The sequence below is a fragment of the Frigoribacterium sp. MEB024 genome (genome assembly GCF_000878135.1).
Lineage (GTDB): Bacteria > Actinomycetota > Actinomycetes > Actinomycetales > Microbacteriaceae > Frigoribacterium.
This window is the reverse complement of the sequence record NZ_JXQZ01000005.1, coordinates 16,610-31,968: the sequence shown is the minus strand read 5'-3', so window position 1 is coordinate 31,968 and position 15,359 is coordinate 16,610. Positions and strand designations below refer to the sequence as shown.

Sequence of the window (15,359 nt, the reverse complement as noted above, 5' to 3'; positions counted from 1 at the left end):
ACCGCGCCTCCCGGGCGTGCCGAACCCGACCGGCACCGCGCCTCCCGGGCGTGCCGAACCCGACAACCGCCGGCCGACACGCCGCCCGGTCCGTGGGGAAATCGTTCTCCCCGACCTCGGTCGTCGCGAATTGCACACCTGCGCGGGACGGCAGAGGACGGGGGGCAGGGAGCGGGCGAGGGTCAGGCGGTGCGGCGTGCTCGGCGCATCCGGACGAGCGCGGCGGCGTAGAGGGCCGCCGCGACCCAGTGGCCGACGAGGCCGATCCAGAGCACCACGAGGCCGATCGTGCGAGCGACGGCACCGGCGTCGGCGAGCGGTGGCGACGCTGCGCCTCCGGACCCGCCGAACTGGTCCACGACCGCCGCCGCGACCAGCACGAGCAGCAGCCCGACGAAGATCAGCGCCGTGCGGATCTTGCCGACCCACGTCACGGGGAACGACGCCCCGGCCAGCACGAACAGCGCGTACGCGCTCAGCAGCAGGTCGGGCACCAGCAGCAGCGGCAGCACGGGCCAGGGCACGAGCCCTCCGGCGACGAACGCGATGACGACGACGATCACGGTGACGCGGTCGGCGACCGGATCGAGCCACTTGCCGAGTTCGGACGTCGTGTTCGTGCGGCGGGCGATGAACCCGTCGAGGAAGTCGGTGACGAAGACGACCGCGATGACGACCATGGCCGACCAGTAGTGCTGATCGACGATCAACACGAGGAACACCGGCAGCAGCAGCAGCCGGGCCGCCGAGATGGCGTTGGGCACGGTGCGCCACTCGTCCTGACGGAACAGCTTGTCGACGAGCGTCACGAGGCCCCCTCTGCGCGATCGCGCGGACAGTCGGTGCGGTCGCACCGGTCACACCCGAGGAGGCGCGGGTCGCTCCCCCGAGATCGCCTCGAGTCTACGGGTGCCCCGGTCAGGCGGTGCCGTACAGCGCGTCGGGCAGCTCGCGCGTGAAGATCTCGGCGGTCTTCGGGCCGACACCCTTGAGGTCGGTGAGGCGGCGGGTCAGTTCGGCCCTGTCCGCCGACGACCGCACGAGGTGGTTCACCGAGCCCCAGTCGGAGTCGACACGTCCCATGACCTCGTGCAGCTCGTCGCTCATCACGTGGTCGATGCGGGCGTAGCCGGCCTCGTCGAGCAACCGGCGCAACCCCTCGTGGTCGTGCTCGGCGAAGCGAGCGGGGCTGGTCAGCCCGTGGTCGATCAGCACCTGGTACGTGTCGGCGGCGACGCCCTGCTGCACGGGCCGGCCGAACAGCACGCTCGCGAGCAGCCAGCGGTACAGCTGCTGCGGCGAGCCCTCACTCACGTCGATCCCGAGCTCGGAGGGGTGTTTGACGTCGCTCATGCCGTCCTGTCTACGCCCGGTGCGCGGCGCGGGTGACGCGCACCGCACCTCCTCGGCTCGCCGCGGACGCCGGCCGCCGCGCAGACCGCGCGGCCGACCCCACGACGACGAACCCCGTTCCGCGCGATGAACCACGAAGAAACGTGGTTCGTCGCGCGGAACGGGGTTCGCGGTCCAGGCGACCGACTAGCGGTCGGCGTGCTGCAGGGTCGGGTAGTCCGTGTAGCCCTCGGCACCCTCGGCGTAGAACGTGGCGGGGTTGGGCTCGTTGACCTCGTGGTCGCCCTGCCAACGCTCGACCAGGTCGGGGTTGGCGATGGCGAAACGGCCCACGGCGACGGCGTCGGCCTGGCCGTCCGCGACCTCGGCGATCGCCTCGTCGCGCGTGGTGATCTGGCCGAAGCCGCTGTTGGCGACGAAGGCGCCGCCGAAGCGCGTCCGCAGGTCCTGCACGAGCTCGCCGCGCAGGTCGGCGTGCAGCACGCTGAGGTAGGCGAGGCCGAGCGGGGCGAGTCCCTCGACGAGCGCGCGGTAGACGGCGGTCACGTCGGCGACGTCGGTCTCGACGACGTCCTGGATGTTGTGCATGGGCGACAGGCGGATGCCGACGCGGCCGGCACCGATCGCCTCGGCCACGGCGGTCGCGGTCTCGATCGCGAGGCGAGCACGGTTCTCGGGGGTTCCGCCGTACTCGTCGGTGCGGACGTTCGAGACGGGCGAGAGGAACTCGTGCAGCAGGTACCCGTTGGCGCTGTGGATCTCGACGCCGTCGAGCCCGGCCTCGAGCACGGCGCGCTTCGACGCGGCGACGATGTCGGCCGTGACCTGGTGCACCTCGTCGGTGGTGAGGGCGTGCGGCACGGGGAAGTCGACCTTGCCGGCCGAGGTGTGCACCTGACCGTCGATGGCGATCGCGCTGGGGCCGACGATGCGGTCGGTGCGGGTGATGTCGGTGTGCGAGACGCGACCGCCGTGCATGACCTGCATGACGATCTGGCCGCCCTCGGCGTGGACGGCGTCGGCGACGCGCTTCCAGCCGGCGACCTGCTCGTCGGTGACGATGCCGGGCTGGCCGTCGTAGGCCTTGGACTCCTGCGAGGGGTAGGTGCCCTCCGTCGTGATCAGGCCGAAGGAGGCGCGCTGACGGTAGTGCTCCACGACGACGTCGCCGGGGATGCCGGCGTCGCCGGAGCGCAGACGGGTGAGGGGCGCCATGACGACGCGGTTGCGCAGCTCGAGCTGGCCGAAGGTGGCGGGAGAGAAGAGGTCCAAGGGTGGTCCTTCCGAACGGTGGGTCGCCCTCGGGCGGGGGCGCCCGTGAGGCAACCCGGCGGTTGCACGCTGCATTCCCCGCCGGGTGCGCCGACACCTGGGAAGTCACCGAGCACCCTGGTCGCGGGCAGAGATCTTCGCCACGCCCCGGGGTCTGAGACGACCGAGGCCCGCCGCGAGGAGGGCCGCGAGCGCGGCCAGGACGAACGCCGTGCCGTAGCCGGCCGTGTCGACGAGCGCGCCCAGGCCGACGGCCCCCACGGCCTGGCCCAGCACCAGCAGCACGAAAAGCAGCGCCGTCCCGCTCGCGGCCCGCTCGGCGTCGATCTCGGCGGTCCAGGCGATGAGCGCACCCGTCGCCGCCGTGTAAGCCCAGCCGAACGCCGCGCAGGCCGCGAACGCCACCGGCACGACACCGGGCAGGGCCGCCGCCCCGGCGGTGCCCGCCGCCATCACGGCCAGGGTGAGCGTCCAGACCGTCCCGGGGGCCAGGCGTGCCAGCGGTCGGGCGGTGACGATGACGGCCGTGCCTCCGGCGCCGAGGCAGACCCAGGCCCCGACCGACAGCTCGGCCGCCACCCCGGTGTCGACCAGCAGGGTGCGTCCGTAGTTCCAGACCGCGGCCGAGGCGGCACCGGCGAGCAGCGCCGCGAGCAGCACCCACCGGTGGGCGACGAACCACGACTGCGGCGGCAGGAGGCCGCGGGGACCGGTCGGGCCGAGGCCCATGGCACCGCTCGGGCGGGCGGTGTCGGCGCGTGCGACACCGGTGGTGCCGTCCGCGACGAGGGATCGAGCGGAGGAGGCGCGGCGGTCGAGCACGAGGACGGCCCCCGCCGCCGCGACGGCTCCCCCGGCGGCCACCAGCCAGGCGAGCCGCCAGTCGGGCAGCAACGCGAACGCCAGGAGGCCCGCCGCCATCAGTCCCGGCCCGGTGCCCGCGTTGACGACCGTCTGGGCGCCCGCCTGCCGCCCGTCGTCGAGACCGCGCTGCAGCACGCGCACGAGCGCGGGCGAGGCGAGCCCGGCACCGGCCGAGCCCAGCACGGCCCCGAGTGCGAACGGGACCACGTCGGGGGCGAGGGCCATGCCCGTGGCCCCGACCACGGCCGTGGCGCCCGCCGCGACGACGAGGGCCCGGGAGTGGCGCCCGGCCGCGGCGAACCCCGCCACCGCGCCGGCCACGTAGGCCAGCGAGCCTCCGGACGAGACCGTTCCTGCGACACCCGCGTCGAACCCGAGGTCGGCCTGCATCTCGGGCAGGTACAACCCGTAGGCGAGGCGCACCAGACCGTAGGTCACGGCGATCAGGGCCGTGCCGGCGGCGACGAGCCCGACGTCATTCGAAAACGTACGTTTCATTTTGACAGCCTAAGCTGTCGGCATGCCCCTGCGCCCGGCCAGCGAGAAGAAGATCCTCGACGCCGCCGACGAGCTGTTCTTCACGAACGGCATCGCGGCGACGCCCGTCGACGCCGTCCTCGCCCGCGCGGGCGTCTCGGCGGCGACGATGTACCGCGGCTACCGCAGCAAGGAGGCGCTGGTCGCCGCAGCGCTGACCCGTCGCCACCACGACTGGCTCGCCACCTGGGACGCCGCCGTCGCCCGGCACGACGAGGCCGGCCCGCGCCTCCTCGCGGTCTTCGACGCGCTGGACGACTTCCGGTCCCGCCCGACGGGGGCCCGCTGGTGTGCCTTCCTCGCCTCGGCGGCCGAGTACGTCGATCCGCCCGCCGACGTCGCCGAGGCCGTGCGGCTCGACACCGAGTCGCTCCGCACGCGACTCACCGACCTCGCCCGCCCGCTCGTCGGTGGGCAGGCCGAGGCTCTGGCCGAACACCTGTTGCTGGTCGTGACGGGCGACCTCGCCATGCGTCTCCGCGAGCCCACGCGTGACACCACGACCGCCCGTGCCGTCGCAGCCGCGCTCGTGGCCGCCGCGGGCGGTCAGGGACGCTGACACCCCAGGAACACGCCGAGACCCTTCCGCGCGCGCGAGGGTCTCGGCGGTTTCAGGGGGTCTCGGCGGAACCGTTCCGGTCGAAGCCGGTGCGGACCGCGGCGATGTCGTCGCCGCCGTGGCCCTGCTCGGCAGCCGAGGCGTATACACCGGACAGCGCCTCGAGCAGGCCGGTGTCGAAGCCCGTGCCCTGGACGGCCTCCTGCATGAGGTCGAGGTCCTTGCGGATGCCGTCGAGCGCGAACTGGGCCGGGTACTCGCCCGCGATCATCGTCGCGCCCTTGAGGTGCGCGTACGGGGTGTCGGACTGGCCGCCGTCGATCGCGTCGAGGAAGAGCTGCGGATCGAGGCCGAGGGCCTCCGTCAGCGCGAGCGACTGGGCCGTGGCGGCGGTGATCGTCGCGATCCAGGCATTGGCGGCGAGCTTGAGCGCCGTCCCCTGTCCGACCGTGTCGCCCGCGACGATCGTCTTCGATCCCATGGCGTCGAGCACCGGACGCACGGCATCGAGCAGGGCTTCGTCGCCGGCGGCCAGCATGACGAGCTTCCCCGTCGCGGCCGGCTTCTTCGTGCCGAGCATCATCGCCTCGACGAGCCGGAGCCCGTGCCCGTCGGCCGTCCGGACGACGCGCGCCGTGTCGGCCTCTCCGATCGTGCTGGTCTGCACCCAGACGGCGTCGGGCCGGCTCGCGCCGGCGGCCTCGTCGAGGACCTCGAGCACGGCGTCGCCGTCGAACAACACGGTGACGACCACGTCCACACCCTCGACAGCCTGACGCGCCGTGTCGGCGACCACGGCGCCCTCGGCGGCCAGCGGCTCGGCCTTCGACCTCGTGCGGTTCCAGACCGTGACCTCGAACCCCTCGCGCAGCAGTGTTCCCGCCACGCCCTGACCCATGATGCCCGTCCCGAGCACTGCGACCTTCATGGCTCCGACGCTACGCCCGGAGCGGGCGAGCGGCGCGGGCGAGCAGCGCGGGCGAGCAGCGCGGCTCAGTCGAGCGGGTCGGGCCCCACGGGGTCTGGCCGAATCGCGCGGCGCACCCGCGCGACGACCGACGGAGCCGGCGGATCGTTGTACGAGCCCGCCTCGACCTGCCCGCTGAGCCGCTGGATCGCCGCCATCACCTCGTCGGTCGCGTGCCGACGAGCCCGACCCGACTTTGCCTCACCGTGGCGCGAGAGGTCGATGGGCTCGCCGAACTCGACGGTGACCTTCCGGAGGCGCGGGAGGCGCGTGCCCGCGGGCTGCAGTTCCTGGGTCCCCGTCAGGGCGACCGGCACGACCGGGGCCCCGCTCGTGAGCGCGAGCCAGGCGACGCCCGTCCGGCCGCGGTACAGCCGCCCGTCGAGGGAGCGCGTCCCCTCGGGGTAGATGGCGAACGCGTCGCCGTCCGTCAGCTTGCCGAGACCCAGGTCGAGGGCGTGCTGCGCGGCGGACCCGGCCCCTCGCTCGACACCGATCGCGCCGATGCCCGTGAAGAACGCGCGCGACGCACGACCCCGGAGACCCGAGCCGGTGAAGTAGGCGTTCTTCGCGAGGAACGAGACCTGACGGGGTGCCATGAGGGTGATCACGACGCTGTCCATGAACGAGAGATGGTTGCTGGCCAGGATGACGGCACCACGTCGCGGGACGTTGCGCCGCCCGATCACCCGGGGACGCCAGACCGCACGCACGAGGGGTGACAGGACCGATCGGCTGAGCGTTGTGAGCACGCTCCACTGTGCCCGACGCCACATTCCCCGAGGCGCATGGCTCGCCCCCGCGCCTCACCCGGGGCCCCTCGACACCCACCCGCACCACCCGATTCGGGGAACAACGGGTGTCCCCCTCAGGGAGGATTGCCGCCGACGGAGCCGCGCCCTATCGTCGGAGACCGACCGAAACGGGACGCTCGTCCGGTTCACGACCCTCTGGCGAGTCCTCGTCGGGGGATCGGCCCGAGACCCGGGACGAGCGCCGCGACGCACCGCCCGTCCACGTGGGCGGTGGTCCGGCCGGACGAACGGTCGGCCTCCCGCGTCCCCGACCCCGACAGCCGGGGACGACCGCGGACCACCCCGGCACCCCGGGTGCCCGGAGCGCCCGGCATCATCGCCCGACGACAGCCCCGACGACCCGAGAGGACCGCCTTGGACGACGAGACCGTGACCACCCGCCCCTCGCGCCTGCCGTTCGTCTTCGGTGCCACCGCGCTGATCTCCACCTACTTCGCCGTCACCAGCATCGTCGGCGCCGGCACCTCGGTCGGCGTCGGTCTCACCGCGACGGTCGTGGCGACCGGCCTCTACGGGCTGTCGGCGATCGTCTGGCTCGCACTCGTCGTCGTGGGGGTCTCGTCGCTCCGTCGGACGCGACGAGGTGCTGCGCTCGACCGGACGAGCATGCGCTTCATCGGGTTGGCACCCCCGGCGGGCGGGGCCGTGCTGCTCGCCGCGGCCTACGTGGCCCGCATGAACGGACAGCCGTTCTTGGGCGGGTTCTCGGCCATGGTGATCACGACGGTCGCCCTGGTCGTCCTGTCGCAGGCGTTCCCGCTGCTCGGCTTCGGCCCGTCGACCCCGGGTCAGCGCCAGTCGTCGGGCGGCGGCGGCGCGTCGTCGTAGGGATCGAACGGAGCGTCGGACGGCAGGTCGTAGAGATCGTCGGCCGGCACCTCGGGCACCTCGTCGACCGCGGGCGGTGCGGCACGGCGGGCACCACGACCGGCGGACGGAGCCGTCGACGTCGTGCGAGGAGAGCGGGCCGTGGCGCTGCCCGCCGCGGACACGGACGCCGTCGCGGGCGTCCCGACGGCCGCCGCCTCGGCCGGGGCGGTGCCGCCCACGACGGCGAGCACCTGCTGACCGTACGTGTCGAGCTTCTTCTGGCCGACGCCGCTGATGCCCGCCAGCTGGTCGAGCGAGGTGGGCCGTTCGGACGCGATGCCCCGCAAGGTGACGTCGCCGAACACGACGTAGGCCGGGACGCCCTGCGCCCGGGCGACCCCGGCGCGCCACTCGCGCAGGGTCTCGAACAGGGCGGCGTCGTCGCCGGTCAACTCGGCGGCACCGCGTGACGAACCGCGGCTCGACGAACCCGAACCACCCCGCCCGCGGGCCGAGCGCACCGGGCGCTCGGGCTCGCGTCGCAGCCGGACGATGCGGCCGCCCGAGAGGACCTCGCCCGCGGCGTCGGTCAGCAGGAGCGTGCCGTACCCGTCGGGCGAGACCGCCAACAGCCCCTGGGCGAGCAGCTGTCGGACGACCCCCCGCCACTCGACGTCGCTCAGGTCGGTGCCGATGCCGAAGGTGGACAGCTGCTCGTGGCGGTTCTGGAGGACCTTGGGGGTCGACTTGCCGACGAGGATGTCGACGATCTGGCCCGCGCCGAACTGCTGGTTGCGCTCGCGCTTGAGCCGGACGACCGTCGAGAGCAGCTTCTGGGCGGGCACCGTGCCGTCGAGCGACTCGGGCGGCGAGAGGCAGGTGTCGCAGTTGCCGCATGCGGTGCTCGCCTGCCCGAAGTAGCCGAGCAGCTGCACGCGTCGACACTCGACCGTCTCGCACAGGGCGAGCATGGCGTCGAGGTGGGCGCCGAGCTTGCGGCGGTGCTCGGCGTCACCCTCGGACTGGTCGATCATGCGTCGCTGTTGCACGACGTCTTGCAGGCCGTAGGCCAGCCACGCCGTCGAGGGCAGGCCGTCGCGGCCGGCACGGCCGGTCTCTTGGTAGTAGCCCTCGACCGACTTGGGCAGGTCGAGGTGTGCGACGAAGCGCACGTCGGGCTTGTCGATGCCCATGCCGAAGGCGATGGTGGCGACCATGACGATGCCCTCGTCGCGCAGGAACCGCGCCTGGTTGCGCGCCCGGGTCTGTGCCTCGAGGCCCGCGTGGTAGGGCAGCGCCGGGATGCCCTGCTTGACCAGGAACTCGGCCGTGCTCTCGACCGACTTGCGGGACAGGCAGTACACGATGCCGGCGTCGCCGTCGTGCTCGGCGCGGATGAACCGCAGCAGCTGCTGCTGCGGGCCGTCTTTCGCCTCGATGCGGTACTGGATGTTGGGACGGTCGAAGTCGGCGACGAAGTGCTTCGCGTCGTCGAGCTCGAGACGTCGCGAGATCTCGCGGTGGGTGGTCTCGGTGGCCGTCGCCGTCAGGGCGATGCGCGGCACGTCGGGCCAGCGCTCGTGCAACACGGACAGTTCGAGGTAGTCGGGGCGGAAGTCGTGGCCCCACTGCGCCACGCAGTGGGCCTCGTCGATGGCGAAGAGCGAGACGTGGCCCCGGTCGAGCAACGACTTGGTGGACTCGAGCTTGAGCCGCTCGGGCGCGAGGTAGAGCATGTCGAGCTCGCCCTCGACGAACGCCTGCTCGACCGCACGACGACGGTCGGGGTCTTGCGTCGAGTTGAGGAACGCCGCGCGGACGCCGACGGCCTCGAGGGCGTCGACCTGGTCTTGCATCAGGGCGATGAGCGGCGAGACGACGATGCCCGTGCCCTCGCGGACGAGGGCGGGCACCTGGTAGCAGAGCGACTTGCCGCCACCCGTCGGCATGAGCACGAGGGCGTCGCCGCCCTGGACCACCTGGTCGATGATCTGGGCCTGCTGGCCACGGAACTCGTCGTAGCCGAACACCCGGTGCAGCACGTCGAGGGCTGCGGTGGGGGCGTCGGGGGCCAGGGCGGGCGAGGCGGTGGTGGTCACGCGACGAGTCTACGAGCGGCCACCGACGCGGTCAGCCGACCCGCGCCTCCTGGGGACGGTCGCCCGCGGGAGGCGCGCTGGGGACGAGAGGAGCGCTGCGAACCGTCACGAGACCGGTGCGCCGAGCCGCCCGCAGCACGAGCCACACGTAGAGCGGCGTCGAGACCACCGTGACGGCGAGGGCGAGGGGGCTGCCGTCGCTCGACTCGACGCCCGCGAACGGTGCCGACAACAGGAAGAGGACGGTGTTGTTGAGCACGTGCGCCACCATCGCCGCCTCGAGTCCGCCGGTGCGCCAGGTCAGGTAGGCCGCGGCCACGCCGAACACGGCGACGTCGAGCATGCCCCACGCGTTGTAGTCGTGGCCGAAGGCGAATCCGATCGTGGGCAGGACGATCGCCGCGATCGGGTACTTCAGCCACGAGCCGATCGTCTGCATCGCGAGCCCGCGGAACGCGTACTCCTCTGCCGTCGCCTGGAGCGGCGTGACCACGAGGATGACGACGACCGCCCAGACGAGGGTGTCGGCCGGCGTGGTGACGGGGCCGGTGCCGATCGGCTCACCCGAGAGCGGGGGCACCACGAAGTAGCTGAGCCCCACCGTCAGGGCCATGAACGCGAGGGCGGGCACGAGGCATCGCGCGAGCCACCGCCACCGCAGCCGCCCGGCGACGCTCCAGAGCCCGCCGACCGCCCCCGGCCCGACGATCAGGGCGCCCAGCATGATCGCCGGCAGCATGACCGCGATCGAGGCGAGCGTCGTGAAGAGGACGAGCGGGTCGGCCGCGGCCAGCGCGTCGCCCTCGATGCCGCGCTGCAGTCGTTCGGCGGCGGCGCTCCCGCCGACGGCCGTGGTCACCCCGAGGACGCCCACGTAGACCACGACCGACGCGAGCAGGTACGTGACGGCCGCCACGACGGCCGCCAGCAGAGGCTTCCACCACCGGTACGAGGGCAGGGAACGGAACAGGCGGTGGTACGCGGACGTCGTCACCCGACGAGCGTACGGGAGGCGCGGTGCCGGCCCCCGGAACACCACGAGGAGGCGCGGGCCGGCAGGTCGCGCCGCCACCGCCGCGGCCCGGTGGGGGTCGCACCACGAAACGGACGTCGCACCACGAGTTTCCGTGGTGCGACGTCCGTTCCGGTGGTGCGACGCCGGGTGGCGTCAGCCCTCGGTGGGCGTCACCGTCGCGCGGAGGCGGCGTCGACGGGCGACGACCAGCGCCGAACCGCCGACCAGCATCAGGGCGAGTGCGGCGAGGGCCGCGAGACCCAGGCCGTCCTGGCCGGTGAATGCCAGCGAGCCGTCGGCGTTGCGGACCGTGCCGGCGGGAGTGGAGCCCGAGCCGGAGCCGGAGCCGGGGGTGGTTCCGGGCACCGTGCCACCGGGGGTCGTGACCGGGGGCGTGGCGCCCGGGTCGGTCGGGTCGACGACGACCGGCTCGGCGGCCGCGGCGAACACGACCGGGACGGTCGCCGTCGTGCCCGTACCCGCGACGGTCAGGACGACCTGCCGCGTGACCGGCCCGGCGGTGGGAGCCGTGATGCCCTCGGGGACGACGAACTCCAGCAGGGCACGACCCTGCTCGTCGGAGTTGTCGATCACGGTGGCGTCGATCGGCGCGGATGCGAGCTCGACGCCGTCGAGGGTCGCGGTCACGACGCCGGGCTGCGCCGCGGCCGTCACGACCTCGGACGGATCGCTAGGGACCTGCTCGAGAAGCAGCGACGACAGGCTCATCGACACCGTGTCACCCGCGACGAAGCCACCGTCCGGTGCGGTCGTGACACCCGAGACACCGACCGAACGCGAGGCGAAGTCGGGGTCGGACGGGTCGCCGGCCCGGGAGTCGAAGTACTCGAGCTGGCTCTGCAGGTCGACCTTGCCGCTGTCGGCGTGGGCCCGCCCGTTGGCGAAGGCGGTGAAGCCGTCGCCGCCCGAGGCGAGGAACGAGTTGACGGTCACCTTGTAGATCGTGGCGTCGTCCATCGCCGCACCGTCGAGCGAGACGGCGGCGATGCGCGAGCCCGCCGCCGCCGCGGGGTCGTAGGTGTAGGTCAGGCCCTCGGACGTGCCGAGCTTCAGGGTGCTGGTGCGGCCGGCGGTCGGCCACTGCTGCTCGAGCACCTGGCGGATCTCGGCACCGGTCATGTCGACCACGACGAGCGTGTTGGCGAAGGGCTGCACGGCTGCGGCGGCCTTGTACGTCACGGCACCGTCCGGCGCCACGAAGGGCAGGTCGTCCCGCAGGCCGCCGGGGTTCATGAAGGCGAGCTGGGCACCGCTCGCGGTGGTCGACGAGAGCTGGATGTCGGCGACGAAGTTGCCGAGGGTCGACTCACCCGCACGGTTCGACACGGGGAGCCCGTTGGCGTCCGGGGTGGCGTTGTAGGCCCGGTTGAAGGAGTCGCTGATCGAGCCGATCACCTCGGCACCCCGGTCGGCGGCCACCGCGACGGCAGCCGCGACGATCTCGGCGACGGCGGGGTCGGGCGTGAAGGCACCGTAGAGCGGCACCAGGCGGTGCGAGGCGATGGTCACCCGGTCGCGGAAGGCGGTGGCCGCGGGGTCGACCGTCATGGTCACCCGGGCCAGGTTCGTCCCGTAGCTGCCCGTCTGCACGACGGCACGCTGCGGGCCGCCGTCGGACGGCGAGACGAGGTAGTCGTAGCCCTGGTGCGTGTGTCCCGAGAAGATGGCCGACACGTCGCCCGAGACGCCGCGGGCGATCTCGCCGAACGCGTTGTCGCCCGTGACGGAGTCCAGGCTGCCGGTCTCGGCGCCCTCGTGCAGCAGCAGGACGATGGCGTCGGCCGCGTCGGCCTCGACGATGTCGTCCGCGACGGCGTTGACCGACTCGACGACGGGCGCGAAGGTGAGCCCCTCGATGCCGGCCGGGCTGACGAGCGTCGGCATGGTCTCGGTCAGCGCGCCGATGAAGGCGACGCGGACGCCGCCGACCTCCTCGACGACGTACGGACGGTACGCGGGGGTCCCGTCGCTCTTCAGGATGTTCGCGTTGACGTAGGGGAAGTCGCTGTTCGTCTGGACGCGACCGGTGAAGTCGTCCTGGCCCTTGTCGAACTCGTGGTTGCCCGGCGTGCTGACGTCGAGGCCCATGGCGTTCAGGGCGTCGAGGGTCGGCTCGTCGTCCTGGATGAACGACGTGAACGTCGAGGCGCCGATGTTGTCACCTGCCGACACGAAGAGGGTGTTCGGGTTCTGCGCCTCGACCGACTTGACGGCACCGGCGAGGACGGCCGCACCGGCGATGGACGCGCGAGCACCGGGGGCATCGGCCTCGAGTCGGCCGTGGAAGTCGTTGATGCCGACGAGGTCGATCGTGACCGGGACGGCCTGGGCGGGTGCCGCGGCGACGAGGCCGAGCAGCAGGGTGCCGGCGGCGACGGACGCGAGGGCCGCACCGCGGACGCGCCGCCGGCCTCCCGTCGGGACGGACTCGGATGACGGGGGGCTGATGCGCATGGGCGTCGGTGCTCCTGGAGAAGGCGGTTCGGGCGGGACGGCACCCCCCGACAGGGGGCACATCACACGACCATAAGTTCTCGCTGTGTACCCGACAAGAGTCCGCCGAAGATCGTCACATGTTGTTCATCAGACGCGCCGCGGACGAGCGGCGAGGCGGCCGCCCTGCCCCTCCGGGAGGTGATGCCTGCCCCGTCTCAGTCGGCGATCAGCCGCTTGCCCATGCCGAACGCGTCGTCGACCGTGTACCCCAGGTGCTCGTAGAACGCCCGCACCCGCTCGTTGCCGGTGCGCACCTGGAAGCTCGCCTTCGGGCACCCCATGGCCTCGAGCAACCGCTCCACCTCGGCCATGAGCTGTCGACCGAATCCCTCCCCCTGGCGTTCGGGCTCGACCGCGACGTAGTAGACCCAGCCACGATGGCCGTCGTAACCGGCCATGGCGGTCGCCACCAGCGCCTCCTCGTGGTCGACGCCGACCAGGAAGAGTTCGCGCTGCACCGTCAACTTGCGTTCGATGTCGCGTCGAGGGTCGTTCCACGGGCGGGTCAGCCCACAGCGCTCCCAGAGCGCCACGACGGTCTCGGTGTCGGCCTCGTCGAAGGGTCGGATCTGCATGCCTCGACCCTGCCAGACCCGACGGGACGAGGAGGCGCGGTGCCGGTCACCACGGCCCCGCACCCCCTCAGGGCCCTCGCGTTAGGGTGGGTCGTCGTCCGAGCCGCGGGCGCAGGGAGGGGCCCACCCGTGACCGATGCTCGCCGACGTCTCGCCGTCCTGGGGTCGCCGATCGAGCATTCGCTGTCACCCGTGCTGCACCGCACGGCCTACGAACGCCTCGGGTTGCCCTACGACTACGACCGGGTCGAGGTCGCCTCGGGCGGGCTCGCCGACTTCGTCGGGGGCCTCGACGCGAGCTGGCGTGGGCTGAGCCTGACGATGCCGCTCAAGCGCGAGGTGCTGCCCCTGCTCGACACCGTCTCGCCGCTCGCCCGACGCCTCGGGGTCGCCAACACCGTCGTCCTCGACGACGACGGTCGCCGCCACGGGCACAACACCGACGTCGACGGCATCGTCCGCAGCGTCGAGGGGTTCCACGACGCCCGGCCCGCCGCGGCCACCATCCTCGGTGGGGGCGCGACCGCCCTGTCCGCGATGGCCGCCGCGTGGGATCTCGGCGCCCGGTCGTTCTCCATCCACCTGCGCAACCCCATGCGGGCCGGCGAGCTGACGTCCCTGGCAGCCGAGCTGGGCGCCGACGTCATGGTCGCCCCGCTCACCGAGCTGCCCTCGCTCGGCCCTCTGGACTTCGTCATCAGCACGCTGCCCGGCGGGGCCGCGGACGACCTGCACCTGCGTCCGACCAGCGGCTGGTCGGTCCTCTTCGACGTCGCCTACGAGCCCTGGCCGACGCGCCTGGCGTCTCGCTGGTCGGCCGACGGCGGCATCGTCTTCAACGGTCTCGACATGCTCGTCGAGCAGGCGCTCGGTCAGGTGCGGCTCTTCTCCGGGCGGGCACAGGACGAGCCGGTGCCCGACGAGGACGTCCTGCGCGACGCGATGCGCGCCTCCGTGGGCTCGCCGATCCGCGGCCGGTCGACGACCGACAGCGTGGCGGGCTGACGATGGCGACCCCTCTGCCGGTCTCGATCGGCCGGATCGCGCTCGGCACCGGGCGTCCCGCGGTCTGCGTCCCGCTCGTGGCCCGGACCGTCGACGCACTGGTCGACGCCGCCTCGGCGCTCGACACGGCCACGGCCGACCTGGTCGAGTTGCGCATCGACTTCGTCGACGTCGCCTTCGCCGCGGCGCCCGATCCCGACGGACCCGTCGGCGCCGGCACCCCGGCGACGGGCGCCGCCGACCTCGACCTGGTGGCCGACGTCGTCCGTCGGGTGCGTGGCGCCCTCGACGCCGAGCTCCCCCTGCTCTTCACCCTGCGCACCGAGCCCGAGGGAGGCGAACGGGACGTCGCCCCCGCGACCTACGACGCCGTGCTGCGCTCGGCGATGGCCACCGGGCTGCTCGACGCCGTCGACGTCGAGATGTACACCGACCCCGACCTGCTCGGCGGGCTCGTCGACGCCGCGCACGACGCCGGTCTGGTCGTCGTGATGTCGTCGCACGACTTCAGCGGCACCCCCACGCAGGGCGAGATCGTGTCGCGCCTGCTCGAGCAACAGGAGAACGGCGCCGACGTGGCCAAGTTCGCCGCCATGCCGTCGAGCACGGACGACGTGCTGACGCTGATGCGGGCCACCGCCGAGTTCCGGACGGGGGCCGGCATCGTGCCCGCGATCACCATGTCGATGGGGCCGCTCGGCGTCGTGTCCCGGCTCGCGGGCGAGACGTTCGGCTCGTGCGTCACGTTCGGGTCGGCGGGGGCGACGAGCGCGCCAGGGCAGCTGCCGGCGGCCGGGCTTCGGGCGGCGCTCGAGCTGGTGCACGAGGCGCAGCAGGGCTGACGGCGCCGGACCGGAGTCGGTCAGGCATCGTACGGGGCCTCGAGCGTCAGGGCTCCGGAGGCCCGACGCACGCAGAGTCCACCACCGGGAAACGAGCGACGGACGTCGCTCAACGGGACCACCACGGCG

The 15,359-nt window shown here is 73.0% G+C and carries 14 protein-coding genes; 4 read left to right on the top strand and 10 right to left on the bottom strand.

Features of this window, described 5'->3' with window-relative positions:
• Positions 1 to 182 precede the first annotated feature (182 nt).
• The 4 genes from SZ60_RS02005 to SZ60_RS01990 all read right to left on the bottom strand — a co-directional run bounded on the left by SZ60_RS02005 (position 183) and on the right by SZ60_RS01990 (position 3,987).
• A complete protein-coding gene (locus SZ60_RS02005) occupies positions 183 to 809 on the bottom strand; it encodes a CDP-alcohol phosphatidyltransferase family protein (protein ID WP_043593207.1) in 627 nt (208 codons plus the stop codon).
• A gap of 109 nt (positions 810 to 918) precedes the next feature.
• The gene (locus SZ60_RS02000; protein WP_052505086.1) at positions 919 to 1,353 is read right to left on the bottom strand and encodes a hypothetical protein; all 435 of its coding nucleotides are present in this window, start codon (positions 1,351 to 1,353) and stop codon (positions 919 to 921) included.
• Positions 1,354 to 1,539: 186 nt separating this feature from the next.
• Positions 1,540 to 2,625: an alkene reductase gene (locus SZ60_RS01995; protein ID WP_043593206.1), complete on the bottom strand. Its 1,086-nt coding sequence runs from the start codon at positions 2,623 to 2,625 to the stop codon at positions 1,540 to 1,542.
• Positions 2,626 to 2,730: 105 nt separating this feature from the next.
• Positions 2,731 to 3,987, bottom strand: a complete 1,257-nt coding sequence (locus tag SZ60_RS01990) for an MFS transporter (RefSeq protein WP_043593205.1) — start codon at positions 3,985 to 3,987, stop codon at positions 2,731 to 2,733.
• A 22-nt stretch (positions 3,988 to 4,009) separates the two neighbouring features.
• On the opposite strand from SZ60_RS01990, the gene SZ60_RS01985 reads away from it, so the two are divergent.
• The gene (locus SZ60_RS01985) at positions 4,010 to 4,585 is read left to right on the top strand and encodes a TetR/AcrR family transcriptional regulator (protein ID WP_043593204.1); all 576 of its coding nucleotides are present in this window, start codon (positions 4,010 to 4,012) and stop codon (positions 4,583 to 4,585) included.
• A 52-nt stretch (positions 4,586 to 4,637) separates the two neighbouring features.
• Here SZ60_RS01985 and SZ60_RS01980 read toward each other — a convergent pair whose 3' ends face one another.
• Positions 4,638 to 5,582 (bottom strand): NAD(P)-dependent oxidoreductase, encoded by a 945-nt coding sequence (locus SZ60_RS01980; protein ID WP_255349699.1) that lies wholly within the window; start codon positions 5,580 to 5,582, stop codon positions 4,638 to 4,640.
• Positions 5,579 to 6,328 carry a lysophospholipid acyltransferase family protein gene (locus SZ60_RS01975; protein ID WP_043593202.1) on the bottom strand — a complete coding sequence of 250 codons (750 nt, stop codon included), beginning with the start codon at positions 6,326 to 6,328 and terminating at the stop codon, positions 5,579 to 5,581. The genes SZ60_RS01980 and SZ60_RS01975 overlap by 4 nt, the downstream gene beginning before the upstream one ends.
• Before the next feature lie 393 nt (positions 6,329 to 6,721).
• Here SZ60_RS01975 and SZ60_RS01970 point away from each other — a divergent pair, with 393 nt between their 5' ends.
• Positions 6,722 to 7,195, top strand: coding sequence for a hypothetical protein (locus tag SZ60_RS01970; protein ID WP_043593200.1), 474 nt, complete (start codon positions 6,722 to 6,724; stop codon positions 7,193 to 7,195).
• Here SZ60_RS01970 and recQ read toward each other — a convergent pair.
• The 4 genes from recQ to SZ60_RS01950 form a co-directional block, all read right to left on the bottom strand.
• A complete protein-coding gene (gene recQ, locus SZ60_RS01965; protein ID WP_082059788.1) occupies positions 7,156 to 9,276 on the bottom strand; it encodes a DNA helicase RecQ in 2,121 nt (706 codons plus the stop codon). The two genes, SZ60_RS01970 and recQ, sit on opposite strands and share 40 nt — an antisense overlap.
• A gap of 31 nt (positions 9,277 to 9,307) precedes the next feature.
• Positions 9,308 to 10,270, bottom strand: coding sequence for a CPBP family intramembrane glutamic endopeptidase (locus SZ60_RS01960; protein WP_052505085.1), 963 nt, complete (start codon positions 10,268 to 10,270; stop codon positions 9,308 to 9,310).
• Positions 10,271 to 10,444: 174 nt separating this feature from the next.
• The gene (locus SZ60_RS01955) at positions 10,445 to 12,766 is read right to left on the bottom strand and encodes a bifunctional UDP-sugar hydrolase/5'-nucleotidase (protein ID WP_043593199.1); all 2,322 of its coding nucleotides are present in this window, start codon (positions 12,764 to 12,766) and stop codon (positions 10,445 to 10,447) included.
• Positions 12,767 to 12,963: 197 nt separating this feature from the next.
• Positions 12,964 to 13,383, bottom strand: a complete 420-nt coding sequence (locus SZ60_RS01950) for a GNAT family acetyltransferase (RefSeq protein ID WP_043593197.1) — start codon at positions 13,381 to 13,383, stop codon at positions 12,964 to 12,966.
• Between the two features lie 129 nt (positions 13,384 to 13,512).
• Between SZ60_RS01950 and SZ60_RS01945 the strand changes: the two genes are divergently transcribed.
• Positions 13,513 to 14,388, top strand: a complete 876-nt coding sequence (locus SZ60_RS01945) for a shikimate dehydrogenase (RefSeq protein ID WP_043593196.1) — start codon at positions 13,513 to 13,515, stop codon at positions 14,386 to 14,388.
• Between the two features lie 2 nt (positions 14,389 to 14,390).
• Positions 14,391 to 15,230, top strand: a complete 840-nt coding sequence (aroD, locus tag SZ60_RS01940; RefSeq protein ID WP_043593194.1) for a type I 3-dehydroquinate dehydratase — start codon at positions 14,391 to 14,393, stop codon at positions 15,228 to 15,230.
• Positions 15,231 to 15,359: the final 129 nt, after the last annotated feature.

What these genes read in the sequence shown, in the direction of transcription:
- SZ60_RS02000 (WP_052505086.1), bottom strand. Translation starts at nt 1,353, where the DNA reads ATGAGCGACGTCAAACACCCCTCCGAGCTCGGGATCGACGTGAGTGAG.
- SZ60_RS01990 (WP_043593205.1), bottom strand. Translation starts at nt 3,987, where the DNA reads ATGAAACGTACGTTTTCGAATGACGTCGGGCTCGTCGCCGCCGGCACG.
- SZ60_RS01985 (WP_043593204.1), top strand. Translation starts at nt 4,010, where the DNA reads ATGCCCCTGCGCCCGGCCAGCGAGAAGAAGATCCTCGACGCCGCCGAC.
- SZ60_RS01975 (WP_043593202.1), bottom strand. Translation starts at nt 6,328, where the DNA reads ATGTGGCGTCGGGCACAGTGGAGCGTGCTCACAACGCTCAGCCGATCG.
- SZ60_RS01955 (WP_043593199.1), bottom strand. Translation starts at nt 12,766, where the DNA reads ATGCGCATCAGCCCCCCGTCATCCGAGTCCGTCCCGACGGGAGGCCGG.
- SZ60_RS01950 (WP_043593197.1), bottom strand. Translation starts at nt 13,383, where the DNA reads ATGCAGATCCGACCCTTCGACGAGGCCGACACCGAGACCGTCGTGGCG.
- aroD (WP_043593194.1), top strand. Translation starts at nt 14,391, where the DNA reads ATGGCGACCCCTCTGCCGGTCTCGATCGGCCGGATCGCGCTCGGCACC.